12 protein-coding genes are annotated in these 13,429 nt (G+C 69.2%); 8 read left to right on the top strand and 4 right to left on the bottom strand.

Annotation, left to right across the window (positions count from 1 at the left end):
* Positions 1–262 precede the first annotated feature (262 nt).
* Both ypfJ and D3H34_RS26455 read left to right on the top strand, forming a co-directional pair.
* Positions 263–1,141, top strand: coding sequence for a KPN_02809 family neutral zinc metallopeptidase (ypfJ, locus tag D3H34_RS26460; RefSeq protein ID WP_119557319.1), 879 nt, complete (start codon positions 263–265; stop codon positions 1,139–1,141).
* Between the two features lie 130 nt (positions 1,142–1,271).
* A complete protein-coding gene (locus D3H34_RS26455; protein WP_119557317.1) occupies positions 1,272–2,741 on the top strand; it encodes a DEAD/DEAH box helicase in 1,470 nt (489 codons plus the stop codon).
* 70 nt (positions 2,742–2,811) lie between these two features.
* Here the strand turns inward: D3H34_RS26455 and D3H34_RS26450 are convergent, their stop codons facing one another.
* Genes D3H34_RS26450 through D3H34_RS26435 form a run of 4 tightly spaced genes read right to left on the bottom strand, consistent with a single transcriptional unit; the run spans position 2,812 to position 7,257 of the window.
* The gene (locus D3H34_RS26450) at positions 2,812–4,449 is read right to left on the bottom strand and encodes a rhodanese-related sulfurtransferase (RefSeq protein WP_119557315.1); all 1,638 of its coding nucleotides are present in this window, start codon (positions 4,447–4,449) and stop codon (positions 2,812–2,814) included.
* Positions 4,446–5,048: a cysteine dioxygenase family protein gene (locus D3H34_RS26445; protein ID WP_119557314.1), complete on the bottom strand. Its 603-nt coding sequence runs from the start codon at positions 5,046–5,048 to the stop codon at positions 4,446–4,448. The genes D3H34_RS26450 and D3H34_RS26445 overlap by 4 nt, the downstream gene beginning before the upstream one ends.
* Positions 5,045–6,016, bottom strand: coding sequence for an ABC transporter substrate-binding protein (locus D3H34_RS26440; protein ID WP_119557312.1), 972 nt, complete (start codon positions 6,014–6,016; stop codon positions 5,045–5,047). The genes D3H34_RS26445 and D3H34_RS26440 overlap by 4 nt, the downstream gene beginning before the upstream one ends.
* Positions 6,013–7,257: an acyl-CoA dehydrogenase family protein gene (locus D3H34_RS26435; protein ID WP_119557310.1), complete on the bottom strand. Its 1,245-nt coding sequence runs from the start codon at positions 7,255–7,257 to the stop codon at positions 6,013–6,015. Before D3H34_RS26435 ends, D3H34_RS26440 begins: the two co-directional genes overlap by 4 nt.
* Before the next feature lie 200 nt (positions 7,258–7,457).
* On the opposite strand from D3H34_RS26435, the gene D3H34_RS26430 reads away from it, so the two are divergent.
* The 6 genes from D3H34_RS26430 to D3H34_RS26405 are packed head-to-tail and all read left to right on the top strand — an operon-like array spanning position 7,458 to position 13,416.
* Positions 7,458–8,567 (top strand): LLM class flavin-dependent oxidoreductase, encoded by a 1,110-nt coding sequence (locus D3H34_RS26430; RefSeq protein WP_119557308.1) that lies wholly within the window; start codon positions 7,458–7,460, stop codon positions 8,565–8,567.
* A 3-nt stretch (positions 8,568–8,570) separates the two neighbouring features.
* The gene (locus D3H34_RS26425) at positions 8,571–9,395 is read left to right on the top strand and encodes a class II aldolase/adducin family protein (RefSeq protein WP_119557306.1); all 825 of its coding nucleotides are present in this window, start codon (positions 8,571–8,573) and stop codon (positions 9,393–9,395) included.
* A gap of 26 nt (positions 9,396–9,421) precedes the next feature.
* Positions 9,422–10,423 (top strand): ABC transporter substrate-binding protein, encoded by a 1,002-nt coding sequence (locus tag D3H34_RS26420; RefSeq protein WP_119557304.1) that lies wholly within the window; start codon positions 9,422–9,424, stop codon positions 10,421–10,423.
* On the top strand, positions 10,420–11,484 hold the full coding sequence (locus tag D3H34_RS26415; RefSeq protein WP_119557302.1) for an ABC transporter permease: 1,065 nt from the start codon (positions 10,420–10,422) through the stop codon (positions 11,482–11,484). Before D3H34_RS26420 ends, D3H34_RS26415 begins: the two co-directional genes overlap by 4 nt.
* A complete protein-coding gene (locus tag D3H34_RS26410; RefSeq protein ID WP_119557300.1) occupies positions 11,478–12,272 on the top strand; it encodes an ABC transporter ATP-binding protein in 795 nt (264 codons plus the stop codon). The genes D3H34_RS26415 and D3H34_RS26410 overlap by 7 nt, the downstream gene beginning before the upstream one ends.
* A gap of 1 nt (position 12,273) precedes the next feature.
* On the top strand, positions 12,274–13,416 hold the full coding sequence (locus tag D3H34_RS26405) for a c-type cytochrome (protein WP_119557298.1): 1,143 nt from the start codon (positions 12,274–12,276) through the stop codon (positions 13,414–13,416).
* The last annotated feature ends 13 nt before the right edge of the window (positions 13,417–13,429 follow it).

The raw sequence follows: 13,429 nt of genomic DNA, 5'->3' as shown, positions 1-13,429 counted from the left end.
CAGCTGCGTCATGCATGCACCTCGATCACCGGGACCACGTCGGCGACGGCCAGAACGCGTTCATGCAGGAACATCCGGAGCAGCGCCACGCGCCAGGCAGTGAGGAAGTGCATGGTCTCGAATGTACACAGGTCAAGTCCGGGATGCTTGTAGGAGCTTAGTCCTGATTGCCGGCATTTTGAGTGCCGGCCGCGGCGCAGGCGGCCGCGCCGACGTAATATGCCGTTGCACGCGCCGCGCATGCCGGCGCAAAGGAGTTCTTATGCGCTGGGACGGCAACCGGGAATCGGAAAACATCGAGGACAGACGCGGCGGCGGCGGCGGCTCGCCGATCTTCGGCGGCCGCAGCATCGGCATCGGCACCATCGCGGTCGCGCTCATCGCCGGCTGGATCTTCGGCATCAACCCGCTCACCGTGCTGGGCCTGCTCAGCGGCGGTGGCGACCCGGTCCAGGTGCAGCAACAGCAGCAGGGCCCCGCGCCCAAGCCGCCCACAGGCGACCGGGAAGCTGCTTTCGTCTCGACCGTGCTGAAGAACACCGAAGTGGTCTGGACCGATCTCTTCCGCAAGGCCGGCGGGAACTACCAGGCGCCCCGGCTCGTGCTGTTCCGCGGTGCCACGCCCACGGCCTGCGGCACCGGGGAATCGGCCATGGGTCCCTTCTACTGCCCGGGGGACAAGAAGGTCTACATCGACCTCGCGTTCTACGACACCCTCAAAAATCAGCTCGGCGCGCCGGGCGAATTCGCGCAGGCCTACGTCATCGCGCACGAGGTGGGCCACCACGTGCAGGACCAGCTCGGCGTCACGGGCAAGGTCGATGGCATGCGCGGACGCCTGAGCCAGTCGCAGAACAACGCCCTCAGCGTGCGCGTCGAACTGCAGGCCGACTGCTTCGCCGGCGTGTGGGCGCACCATTCGCAGGAATCGAAGAAGTGGCTCGACCCGGGCGACATCGAGGCCGCCATGAACGCCGCGCAGAAGATCGGCGACGACGCCCTGCAGCGCTCCGCAGGCCGCATGGTGGTGCCCGACAGCTTCACCCACGGCTCCAGCGCACAGCGCCAACGCTGGTTCGGCACGGGCTACCAGACGGGTGAAATGAAGTCCTGCGACACCTTCAACGCGCGCAATCTCTGAAGGCGGTCTCCCGAGAGTCACGGGTTTATTGGGGTTTTTGCTATTGAATAAATAGCAATTCGCGCTTCACGGACGTTGTCGTTTCGTTGTCACTGCCGTTTTTTGCGGCAATGCGACAATAGAAGGCTCAATGACAATGTCCTTCTCCAATCTATCGCTGGCGGAACCGCTGGCGCGCGCCGTGGCCGAAATGGGCTACGAGACCATGACGCCCATCCAGGCGCAGGCCATTCCGGTCGTGCTTTCAGGCCAGGACGTGATGGGCGCCGCGCAGACCGGCACCGGCAAGACGGCGGCGTTTTCGCTGCCCTTGCTGCAGCGCATGCTCAAGCACGAAAACGCCTCCACGTCGCCCGCGCGGCATCCGGTGCGTGCGCTGGTGCTGCTGCCCACGCGCGAGCTGGCCGACCAGGTCGCACAGCAGATCAAGCTGTACGCCAAGTACACCAACCTGCGCAGCACGGTGGTGTTCGGCGGCATCGACATGAAGCCGCAGACGCTGGAGCTGAAGAAGGGCGTCGAAGTGCTGGTTGCTACGCCGGGCCGCCTGCTGGACCACATCGAAGCCAAGAACGCGGTGCTCAACCAGGTCGAATACGTCGTGCTCGACGAGGCCGACCGCATGCTCGACATCGGCTTCCTGCCCGACCTGCAGCGCATCCTGAGCTACCTGCCCAAGCAGCGCACCACGCTGCTGTTCTCGGCCACCTTCTCGCCCGAGATCAAGCGGCTGGCCGGCAGCTACCTGCAGAACCCGGTCACCATCGAAGTGGCGCGGCCGAACGAAACGGCCTCCACCGTCGAACAGCACTTCTACAGCGTGTCCGACGACGACAAGCGCCGCGCGCTCAAGCAGATCGTGCGTCAGCGCGGCATCACGCAGGCCTTCGTGTTCGTCAACAGCAAGCTCGGCTGCGCGCGCCTCGCACGCTCGCTGGAGCGCGACGGTCTGCGTACCTCGGCGCTGCACGGCGACAAGAGCCAGGACGAGCGCCTGAAGTCGCTCGCCGCCTTCAAGGCCGGCGAGGTCGACCTGCTGGTGTGCACCGACGTGGCCGCCCGCGGCCTGGACATCAAGGACGTGCCCGCGGTCTTCAACTTCGACATCCCGTTCAACGCGGAAGACTACGTGCACCGCATCGGTCGCACCGGCCGTGCCGGCGCCTCGGGCCTGGCCGTGAGCTTTGCCAGCGGCGGCAACGATGCACGCCTCGTGGCCGACATCGAGAAGCTGATCAAGAAGAAGATCGAGCTCGAACCCGTCGAGTTCGAGGAAGACCGCCCGCGCGGCCGCATCAACGACGGACGCCGCCACTGGCGCGAGGAAGGTGAAGCCGGCGACGCACGCGACGTGCTCGACCAGCCGCGCGAACGCCGCGACAGCGACGGCCGCCGCAGCATGAGCGGTGGTGGTCGCCCGCACCGTGCGCCTGCCGCGCCGCGCGATCCGTTCTTCGACAAGCCCTACGAATCCGGCGAGCGCGAAGCCGCACCCGCCTGGGAAGCGTCGGCCAAGGCTGCGCCCACGCGCGGCATCTCGAGCAACATCAAGAGCAAGCGCAAGGTCGCGGCACTGTTCAAGGCGGCCGAGCCGGGTTGAACCGGGGTTGCGCGACAGTAAAAGCAAAAGCCGGGCAATGCCCGGCTTTTTTGTGCCTGTCGCCCGTGTTTCAGGCCACGCGAAAGTGATGCGTGCCGTCGCGCCCCAACTGCGCCACCAATCCGTACTCCCAGTCCAGGTAGGCCTGCATGGCCTCGGCGGGGGCGTCGGTGCCTTCGTAGGGACGACGGTAGCGGTCGGTGCGGGCCGTGGCCAGGCGGGTCTCGCCGGTTTCTGCCGGCAGCCCGGCGGCAGACCATGCGGTGTTGCCGCCTGTGAGCACCTGCACCTCCACGTCCTGCTGGCCGCGCGCGTCGAGCAGGACGCGCAGGTCCGCGGCGGCGTAGCGGGCGAGCAGGCTGCTGCCGCAGGTCAGCACGTAGCGCGGTGCGGAGGAGATGGCCTTGCTGTCGATCGCCTGTGCCAGCTGCGCGCGGATGGCGTACCAGGCGCCGGGGATGTGGCGCTTCACGTAGTTGGCGCTCGTGGTCACGTCGATCACGGCGGTGGCGGGTTGCTGCTTCAGCAGCGCGGCCAGCGCTTCGGGCGCGATCTCGGCGACCGTGGCCGCGACGGGCGGGTAGGTCGCGGCCGGCGTGCCGGTTTCGCTGTGCGCGGTGGTCGTTGGCACGGTGTCGAGCACGTACACCTCCCAGCCCATCTGCGCGAGCCATGACGCGCTCATTGACGCACGCACGCCGTCGTCGTCGGCCAGCACGATGCGTGCGCCGCGCACCGGCACCTGGTGGTCGGTTTCCTGCACGAGCTGCCCGCCGGGTGCGCTCGCGAAGCCGGGCAGGTGGCCGGCCGTGTATTCCTCGGGTGTGCGCACATCGAAGCGGTACACCGTGCGGCCCGGAGCCTCGAGCGTTTCGAGTGCGTCAAGGGCGATACGGCGCACGCCTGCGGCGTCGGCCACGCGGCGCGCGTCGGCCTGCGCCTGTGCGCGGTTGGCTTCCGACACCGTGGCCGGTGCCTGCCGGGCGGCGCCGTGGTCGAGCACCTGGCCCGCGAGCTTCCAGCCGATTGTGCCGTTGCGCAGGGCGGCCACCGGGTTCGGGATGCCTGCGTTCACGAGCGACTGCGTGCCGATGATGCTGCGCGTGCGGCCCGCGCAATTGACGATCACGCGCGTGGCCGGATCGGGTGCGAGTTCGCGCACGCGCAGCACCAGCTCCGCGCCCGGCACGCTGGTGGCCGAGGGGATGCTCATGGTCTGGTATTCGTCGAAGCGGCGCGCGTCGAGCACGACCACGTCGGCGTTGTCATCGATGAGTGCCTTCACCTCAGGGGCCGACAGCGAAGGCGTGTGGCGTTCGTGCTCGACCAGTTCGCCGAAGGATTTGCTCGGCACGTTCACGTCGCGGAACAGCTCGCCGCCCGCCGCGCGCCAACCCTCAAGCCCGCCATCGAGCAGATGCACGTTCGTGTAGCCCAGCGTGGCGAAGGTGCGCGCTGCCAGTGGTGCGAGATCGACACCGTCGTGCGCGCCGTACAGCACGATGAAGGTGTCGCGCCGCGGAATGCGTCGCCACGCTTCGATCTCGATGCGCGACAGCGGCAGGTTGGCAGCCCACAGCGGGTGCTCCTGTGCAAACGGGTCTTCCTCGCGCAGATCGAGCAGCGCGGTCTCTTCGCGTGCGATGAGCCGTTCGCGCAGCGTGGCGAAGGGCAGGAGGGGAAAGGATGCGGTGGTGGCAGTCGTCATGCGGCAGTCGTGTTTCGGAGTTCGGCGGAGCGGTCCCAGAGATTGGGCAGCAGCGTGTTGGAGTAACCGGAGACGAAGGGCTTGCGCCCGCCTTCGGCCGGATAGGTGTGGCGGCGCACGGCGCCGATGTTGGCGCCGTACACGTGGATGCTGATCGACACCTGGTCGGCGTGCGCGTTGTGCACGCGGTGCAGGTCGCCCACGGTGGGCGACACAGCCTCGACATGTCCTGCGTCGAGCCGCACCGGTTCGCCCTCGGGCCGCGCGGTGCCTTCGGCGTCGAGCGCGTAGGGCTGGCTGTACTCGGCGCCGCGCAGCATGCCGATGAGGCCCCATACCGTGTGGTCGTGGATCGGCGTGGCCTGGCCCGGCCCCCAGACGAAGCTCACGACCGAGAAGCGTTCGGTGCTGTCGGCGTGCAGCAGGAACTGCTGGTAGTAGGTCGGGTGCGGCACCGCGAAGGCGTCGGGCAGCCAGTCGTCGCGCGCCACCAGCGTGCGCAGCAGCGCGCCGCCTTCGGACAGGATGCGCGGCTCGTCGGGGTGGCTGTCCAGCAGCCGGCCGAAGGCGCCGACGAAGTCGCGCAGCGGAGCAATCATGCAGGGCGTTTCCAGAGTTGGGTATCGGTGATCGCGCGCACGTCCACGCGCGTGGGAAGGATACCGTCGCGCGCCGAGCGGTCGGCCACGGTCTGCAGCGCGGTGATGTCCGCCTCGCTCACCGGCCGTCCCGCGACCGAGGCGCGCGCCGTGATGATGCGCGCCGACGCGATGGGCAGCCGCGTGAGCTGGCTGTAGGCCTGTGCGTAGGCCTCGGGGTTGGCGAGCGCCCAGTCGCCGGCGCGGGCGAGCCGGTCGAGGAACTGCACGATGGCTTCGCGCTTGGCCGCGTCGGCCAGCGAATGCTCGCTGGCGGTGATGAAGCCCAGCGCCGTGTTGATGCCGCGCCCGTCGCGCAGGATGCGTCCGCCCTGCTGCAGCGCGATCGTGTAGTAGGGGTCGAAGATGGCCCAGGCGTCGATCTGCTTCGATGCGAACGCGGCCGCCGCGTCGGTGGGCAGCACGAACTTCACCGTGACCTCGTCGCGTCGCACGCCGGCTTCCTCGAGCGCGCCGTAGAGCTGGTATTGCGAGATGCTGCCGCGCGCCGAAGAGACGATCACCGTCTTGCCGCGCAGGTCGGCCACGTGGCGCAGCGGCGAGTCGGGCTGCACGACGATGCCCAGCGACTCGGGCTTGCCGACGCGCGTGGCAACGATCTTCAGCGGTGTCTTGCCGACGGCCGCCGCGAGCACCGGCAGGTCGCCGGCCATCGCGGTGTCGACCGCGGCGCTGCGTTGCGCCTCGAACAGCGGCGCGGCACCCTGGAAGTTGGCCCAGCGGTAGGCAAAAGGCGCGTCGTCGAGTGCCTTGGAGGCCTCGAACAGCGAACGCAGGCCACCGGCCTGGTCGCCGAGCACCAGCGTCGCTTTGGCCTGCGCCATTGTGCGCAGCGGGCTGGCCACGGCCAGAGACAACGCAGCGCCTTGCGCGAGCCAGGTGCGGCGAGAAAGTTTCAGCGCGCTCATGCCGCACCTCCCGACACCTGCAGCGCACGCTGGCCCGCCGCGACCAAAATCGCGTCGTTCTGCGGGGTGTGGATGCGGCTGCACAGCACGTCGCGATAGTAGCGTTCGAGCGGGTTCTGGCGTGTGAGCCCGTGATTGCCGCTCAGCTGCAGCGCCAGCTCGACCACGCGGATGGCGTGCGTGGTCACGGTGTGCTTGAGCAGGCCGCTGTCGGTGGCGGGCGGGGTATGGCCGCTGTCGACCGCGGCGGCCGCGTCGTCGAGCAGCACGCGGTTGGTGCGCAGCAGGGCTTCGATCTCGCCCACCTGTTCCTGCACGCGCGGCAGGCTGGCCAGTGGCGCGCCGAGGCTGCCGGGCGCGCGCCGGTTCAGGAAGTCGACCAGCCAGTCGCGCGCGGCGCGTGCCACGGCGTCGTAGAGGCTGCCCAGCAGCACGACCATCCAGGCCTGCTGCGCCGCATGGGCATCGATGTCGGTCTGGCTGCCGGCGCCGGGCGCCCAGTCGGCGGGGGCGCGCAGGTCGACGGCGTGGTCGGCGGGAATGGCGACGTCCTCGAACACCACCTCGTGGCTGCCGGAGGCGCGCAAGCCCAGGTGGTCCCAGCTCGCGATCACGCGGATGCCGGGCGCGTCGCGCGGCACCAGGAACACGCCGGTGCGCGGCGCGACCTCGTCGGTGCGCGCCCAGACCGCAAGCCACGACAGGCCCTCGATGCCGGTCGTGTAGAGCTTGTGGCCGTCGATGCGCCAGCCTTCGGGCGTGCGCCGCGCCACGGTGCCGGGCAGGCCGCCGCGCGCCGGCGAGCCCAGCGCGGGCTCCACGCGCAGCGCGTTGATGAGCGCGCCGTGCGCCACCGCATCGCGCGCCACGCGCTCGCGCAGGTGCGCGGGCCAGCGGCTCTCGCGGCGCGCGAGCGCCTGGTGCTGCAGGTAGGTCATGGTGAGGATCAACGCCGTGGCGGGCTCGCCGCGCGCCACCGCCGCGATCACGCGGCGCGCCGTGGCCAGCGTGGCGCCACCGCCGCCGTGCGCGGCGGGTGCGACCAGGGCGATCAGGCCTTGCGCCTGCAGCGCTTCGAAGTTCTGCTTCGGGAAGGCGCCGCTGCGGTCGTGGTCGGCGGCCGTGGACGCGAACTGGGCCGACAGGCGGGCCAGCACGGCGGGGTCGACGGAGAGGTCGACGGAGGGGTGGGTGTCTGTTTCGGGAACGGCCGACGTGCGGCGCAAGGGGAGTGCACTCATGGTGCCTGCACGGTAAAGGTCCGCCGCCAGCGCGCGAAGGATGCATCGCGCATATCCAAATTCGTTTTTCTGCGTTCGTTTCCGGTGCCTCTCTCGGTACGGTCTGGCTTCTTCCTGAACGCAGAAGAAGAAAGCACGCATCGCACGACCCGGAGTCCGCCATGCCATCTCTCCTGCACGAACCCACGAGGACATCCTCCATGAGCCAGAACGACGTTGAATTCATCGGCATGATCCAGGGCCAGAAGGTCTCTGAGATCCACGCCGCCAAGGGCCCCGCCATCGACCGCGACTACGTGCGTGCCTTCGCGCAGGCGCACGAGAACGCCGGCTTCGACCGCGTGCTGGTGCCGCACCATTCCACCAGCCCCGACGCCACGCTCACCGTGGCCTACGCGGCCTCGGTGACCGAGCGCATCCACTTCATGCTGGCGCACCGCCCCGGCTTCGTGGCGCCCACGCTCGCGGCGCGGCAGTTCGCCTCGCTCGACCAGTTCAGCGGCGGCCGGCTCGGCGTGCACTACATCTCGGGCGGCTCCGACGAGGAGCAGAAGCGCGACGGCGACTGGCTCGACCACGACCAGCGCTACGCTCGCACCGACGAATACCTCGAGGTGCTCCACAAGGTGTGGACCAGCGAGAAGCCCTTCGACCACGAAGGCGCGCACTACCGCTTCCAGAACGCCTTCTCCGAAGTGAAGCCGGTGCAGACGCGAAACGGCAAGCCGCATGTGCCCGTGTACTTCGGCGGTGCGTCGGAGGCTGCGATTCCCGTCGCGGGCAAGTACGCCGACGTATATGCGCTGTGGGGCGAGTCGCTCGACCAGGCGCGCGAACTCACGACGCGCGTGCGCGCCGAGGCCGCGAAGCACGGGCGCAGCGTGCGCTTCTCGGTGTCGTTCCGGCCGATCCTGGCGCAGACCGAAGACGCCGCCTGGGCGCGCGCCGAGAACATCCTGGCCGAGACGAAGCGCCTGCGCGTGGTGCAGGGCTACAACCGCGGCGGTCCGCAGCAGAGCGAGGGTGCGAAGCGCCTGCTGGCGGCGGCCGAGAAGGGCTCGCGGCTCGACAAGCGCCTGTGGACGGCGGTCGCGCAGGAGATCGGCGGACGCTCCAACAGCACCGCACTCGTCGGCACGCCCGAACAGGTGGCCGATGCACTGCTCGACTACTACGACCTGGGCGTGACCACCTTCCTGATCCGTGGCTTCGATCCGCTGGAGGATGCGACGGACTACGGCCGCGAGCTGATTCCGCGCACGCGCGAACTCGTCGCACAGCGTCTGCAGTCGCAACGCAAGGCGGCCTGAGCCATGAGTGCCGTTCTTTCCATCGACCGCCACACTCCTCAGCCGCTGAAGCTCAATCCGAACCCGCAACAGAAGCACTGGTTCGACCCCATCCCGCTGCGCCCCAACGTGCAGGCCGAGCGCCGCCACCGGCAGGAGCGCCTGGCGGGTGCCTTCCGTCTGTTCGCGCGCTTCGGCTTCGCGCAGGGCCTGGCCGGCCACATCACGGCGCGCGACCCCGAGCTGACCGATCACTTCTGGGTCAACCCGCTGGGCGTGCACTTCTCGCGCATCAAGGTGTCCGACCTGCTGCTGGTCAATGCAAGGGGCGAGACGGTCATCGGTGACCGGCCGCTCAACAAGGCGGCCTTCGCGATCCATGCGGCGATCCACGAGCACAACCCGAACATCGTGGCCGCCGCCCACACACATTCGACCTACGGCAAGGCCTGGTCCACGCTAGGGCGCAAGCTCGACACGCTCACGCAGGACAGCTGCGTGTTCCACGACGACGTGGCGCTGTTCGACGACTTCACCGGCATGGTGGTCGACACCAGCGAGGGCGATCGCATCGCCCGCGCGCTGGGCGACAAGAAGGGCGCGATCCTCAAGAACCACGGCATCCTGACCGCGGGCCCCACGGTGGAGGCCGCCGCGTGGTGGTACATCGCGCTGGACAACGCCTGCCACACGCAGTTGCTGGCCGAGGCCGCCGGCACGCCGCAGCCGATCGACGAGGCCACCGCGCGCCACACGCACGGCCAGATCGGTGGTCCCGAGGGCGCCATCCATTCCTTCGACAGCCTGTACGAAGGCCTGGTCGAGGCCGAACCCGAACTCCTGCTTTGACGACGAACCCCCGGAGCCTTTCCCCGATGAACGCATCCCTTTCCCGCCGCAGCGTGCTGCGCACCGGCGGCGCCGCCGCCGTGGTCGCCTCGGGCGGCCTCATGGCCTCGCAGGCCTTCTCGCAGCAGGCGCGCAAGCTCACCTTCGCCTGGAACGCCGCCGCGTTCTGCCTCTCGCCCGTGGTGGTGGCGCAGGAGCGTGGCTACTTCGAGCGCAACGGGCTGCAGGTGGACCTCGTCAACTACACGGGCTCGACCGACCAATTGCTCGAATCGCTCGCGACCGCCAAAGCCGATGCCGCCGTGGGCATGATCCACCGCTGGCTCAAGCCGCTCGAATCGGGCTTCGACGTGAAGATCGTCGGCAGCTCGCACGGCGGCTGCGTGCGCCTCGTGGGCGCCAAGGCCGCGGGCGCGACCAGCCTGGCGAGCCTCAAGGGCAAGATCATCGGCGTGTCGGACATCGCGAGCCCGGGCAAGAACTTCTTCTCGATCCTGCTGGCGAAGAACGGCATCGACGCCGACCGCGACGTGACCTGGCGCCAGTACCCGGCCGACCTGCTCGACATCGCGGTGAAGAAGGGCGAGATCCAGGCCATTGCCGACGGCGACCCGAACGTCTACCTCATCGAGAAGCGCAACCAGGGCACCTTCGTCGAGCTCGCGAGCAACCTCTCGGGCGAGTACAAGGACAAGGTCTGCTGCATCGTCGGCGCGCGCGGCGAACTGGTGCGCAAGGACAAGGCGACCGTCGCCTCGCTGGTGCGCGCCATTGCGCAAGCCTCCGACTACGTGGCCGAGAACCCGAACGAGTCGGCCAAGCTCTTCGCCAAGTACTCGCCCAAGGTGCCGGTCGAAGACCTGCGCGCGCTGCTGGGCACGCTCACGCACAACCACCACCCGCTGGGCAAGAACCTGCGCGACGAGGTGGAGTTCTATGCGCGCGACTTCCGCGGCGTCGGCGTGCTCAAGAAAACCACCGACCCGGTGCGCTTCGCCGAGCACGTGTCTTTCGATCCGCTGGCATGAGCGCCGTCATCGATCAGGTGCTTGAAGCACCACCGGCGACGGGCAGCTGGCGCCGCCCCGGCATCGAGAAGGTCGCACCGGCCTTTGTGTTCGCGCGCAGCGCCGAAGGCTTCTGGCGCACCGGCGCAGTCGCAAGCGCGGGCTGGATCGCCTTGGGCCTGCTCACCGTCTACTGGCCCAACAAGGCCGTGGGTTTCAGCGACTGGGCCTACACCGACGAGTTCGGCATTGCTGCCATCGCCATCGGTGTGGTGCTGCTGGTGGTGGCGTTGCTCGGCACGCGAGCGGGCCGCGTGGCGCGCACGCTGCGGCCGGCCGGGCCTTGGCTGGTCGCGCTGCCGGTGCTGTTCGCGCTCTGGGAGATCGCGACCGCCAAGCTCGCGCTGCTGCCGACGCCGTTCTTCGCGCCGCCGCAAAGCCTCATCGAGACCTACATCGACGACTGGCGTCGCCTCGGCGAAAGCCTCGCGCATTCGGCGCGGCTGCTCGGCCACGGCTTCGTGCTGGGCGCGCTCGCGGGCTTTCTCACGGGCGTGACCATCGGCTGGTCGCGTATCGCGGGTTACTGGGTGCACCCGGTGCTGCGCTTCGTGGGGCCGGTGCCTGCGTCGGCGCTGCTGCCGCTGGCGTTCTTCTTCTTTCCGTCGAGTTATGCGGCGGCCGTGTTCCTGATCGCGCTGGCCACGGGCTTCCCGGTGGCGGTGCTGACGTGGTCGGGCGTGGCGGGCGTCAACCGCAACTACTACGACGTGGCGCGCACCATGGGCGCGAGCGAGCGCTTTCTGGTGCTGCGCGTGGCCATTCCCGCGGCGTTGCCGCAGGTGTTCGTCGGCCTGTTCATGGGGCTCGGCGCCGCGTTCTCGGTGCTGGTGACGGCCGAGATGATGGGTGTGAAGGCGGGGCTGGGCTTCTACCTCTCGTGGGCGCAGGGCTGGGCTTCGTACTCGAACATGTACGCCGCGCTGATCGTGATGGCGCTGCTGTGCTCGGGCCTGATCACGCTGCTGTTCAAGGTGCGCGACCGCGTGCTGTCGTGGCAGAAGGGAACCGTCAAATGGTAGCCACCGCCATTGCAGAAGCAGGTGTGCTTCAGGCCGGCGCGCGGATCGACATCCAGGGCGTGAGCCACTGGTTCGACGTGCCGGCGGGTCCGCTGCAGGTGCTCGACGACATCGACCTCACGGTGAAGCCCGGCGAGTTCGTCGCGCTGCTGGGGCCGAGCGGTTGCGGCAAGTCGACGCTGCTGCGCCTCGTGGCCGGGCTGGAGCCCGCCACGGCCGGGCGCATCACGCAGGACGGTGCGCCCATCACGCGGCCCGATCCGTCGCGCATCGTCGTCTTCCAGGACCCGACGCTCTACCCCTGGCGCAGCGTGTGGGACAACGTGGCGCTCGGTCTGCAGGCGCGCGGCGTGCTCAAGGCGCAGCGCGGCCGTGTCGACGAGGCGCTGAAGCTCGTCGGCCTGACCGACTTTGCCAAGGCCTTTCCGCATCAGCTTTCGGGCGGCATGGCGCAGCGCGTGGCGCTGGCGCGTGCGCTGGTCAACGACCCGCAGCTGTTGGTGCTCGACGAGCCGCTGGGCAAGCTCGATTCGCTCACGCGCATCGCGATGCAGAGCGAGCTGGTCAACCTGTGGCAGCGCGCGGGTTTCTCGGCGCTGCTGGTGACGCACGATGTGGAAGAAGCGCTGTTCCTCGCCAACCGCGTGATCGTGCTGAGCGACCGGCCGGCGCGCATCGCAGCAGAACTGGTGGTCGACCTGCCGTACCCGCGGCATCGCGGGCATGCGCGGTTGGCGGAGCTTCGCCACGAAGCGCTGCGGCATCTGGGGCTCGACGCCACCTGGTGACATGAACGGAACGCCCGAGGCCGATTGGCTCAACCTGCTGATCGGCCTGCTCCAGGGCGCCCAACTGCAGCTGCTGCGTGTGCTCGATGCACTGGGCCTTGCACGGCATGTGCATGGTCAGCCGGCGTGGCCGTGGGCGCACCGCCTGTCGGGCGAGAACCTGCTGATCGACCTGGGACAGGCGCGCAGCCTCGCGTGGACGCTGGTGTGTGTCGGCGTGGCGCTGTTGCTGCTGTTGATCGCGCTGGTCTGGCGTCGCCCACGCTGGTACCTGCTCGCGCTGGTGCCGATGCTGCTGATCGTGGCGCCGTGGCCCCATGCGAATGTCGTGCTGGTGCCCGCCACGCCGACGAGCTTCCAGGTGTCGCCGACCGGCTTCACGGCCACGTCGATCACACGAGGGCGCGCGCTCTACGCGCAGCACTGCGTGAGCTGCCACGGCGCCGACGGCAAGGGCGAAGGGCCGTTGGCGGCTTCGCTGGCCGTGTGGCCGCCGAACCTCACGGGCCCGCTGCTGTGGCGCCGCGCCGATGGCGACCTGCTCTGGCGGATTCTTCACGGCATGGCCGACATGCCCGGCTTCGGTGGCGCGCTCGACGAGGCCGACGCCTGGGCGCTGATCGACTACATGAAGGCGCAGGGCGCAGGCCAGAGCCTGCGTGCGCTGGGCCACTGGCCGCAACCCGTCGGTCTGCCCGACATGGCGGTGCGTTGCGGCACGCAGGCCCCGCAGCCGCTCGCACGTTGGCGCGGACAGCGCGTGCGCGTCGTGGCCGGCACCGTCGCGCCGGGCGAAGACCCGCGCCTGGTGACGGTGCAGTTGCTGCCGCCTGCGTCGAATCCCGAAGCTGTCACCGCCGATTGCGTGGCCGATTCACCAGCCGCATGGGCAGCGCTGGCGCTCATCGCAGGCACCGATCAGCTCGCGGGCATGCAGCTCATCGCCGACCGCGACGGCTGGCTGCGCGTGCGCGGCCAGCCGGGGCAGGCAGGCTGGTCAGACGACGACCTGCTGTGCCGCAGCGACCGTCCACCCGTTGCCTTGGCGAAAGGCGCCGTGTTGCCGCTCGATGGCCTGGGCGCGCTCATCGCCCGCATGGACGCGGAGCCGGTGCGCTTCGTCAAGGGCGGCTTCATCCATTGATTTCCTTTTCATC

The sequence above is a fragment of the Acidovorax cavernicola genome (genome assembly GCF_003581445.1).
This window is presented reverse-complemented; position numbering and strand designations above follow the sequence as displayed.

Excerpts from the sequence above, each read along its gene's own strand:
- D3H34_RS26445 (WP_119557314.1), bottom strand. The coding sequence starts at position 5,048 with ATGATTGCTCCGCTGCGCGACTTCGTCGGCGCCTTCGGCCGGCTGCTG.
- D3H34_RS26405 (WP_119557298.1), top strand. The coding sequence starts at position 12,274 with ATGAACGGAACGCCCGAGGCCGATTGGCTCAACCTGCTGATCGGCCTG.
- ypfJ (WP_119557319.1), top strand. The coding sequence starts at position 263 with ATGCGCTGGGACGGCAACCGGGAATCGGAAAACATCGAGGACAGACGC.
- D3H34_RS26410 (WP_119557300.1), top strand. The coding sequence starts at position 11,478 with ATGGTAGCCACCGCCATTGCAGAAGCAGGTGTGCTTCAGGCCGGCGCG.
- D3H34_RS26430 (WP_119557308.1), top strand. The coding sequence starts at position 7,458 with ATGAGCCAGAACGACGTTGAATTCATCGGCATGATCCAGGGCCAGAAG.
- D3H34_RS26425 (WP_119557306.1), top strand. The coding sequence starts at position 8,571 with ATGAGTGCCGTTCTTTCCATCGACCGCCACACTCCTCAGCCGCTGAAG.
- D3H34_RS26455 (WP_119557317.1), top strand. The coding sequence starts at position 1,272 with ATGACAATGTCCTTCTCCAATCTATCGCTGGCGGAACCGCTGGCGCGC.
- D3H34_RS26435 (WP_119557310.1), bottom strand. The coding sequence starts at position 7,257 with ATGAGTGCACTCCCCTTGCGCCGCACGTCGGCCGTTCCCGAAACAGAC.
- D3H34_RS26415 (WP_119557302.1), top strand. The coding sequence starts at position 10,420 with ATGAGCGCCGTCATCGATCAGGTGCTTGAAGCACCACCGGCGACGGGC.
- D3H34_RS26450 (WP_119557315.1), bottom strand. The coding sequence starts at position 4,449 with ATGACGACTGCCACCACCGCATCCTTTCCCCTCCTGCCCTTCGCCACG.
- D3H34_RS26440 (WP_119557312.1), bottom strand. The coding sequence starts at position 6,016 with ATGAGCGCGCTGAAACTTTCTCGCCGCACCTGGCTCGCGCAAGGCGCT.
- D3H34_RS26420 (WP_119557304.1), top strand. The coding sequence starts at position 9,422 with ATGAACGCATCCCTTTCCCGCCGCAGCGTGCTGCGCACCGGCGGCGCC.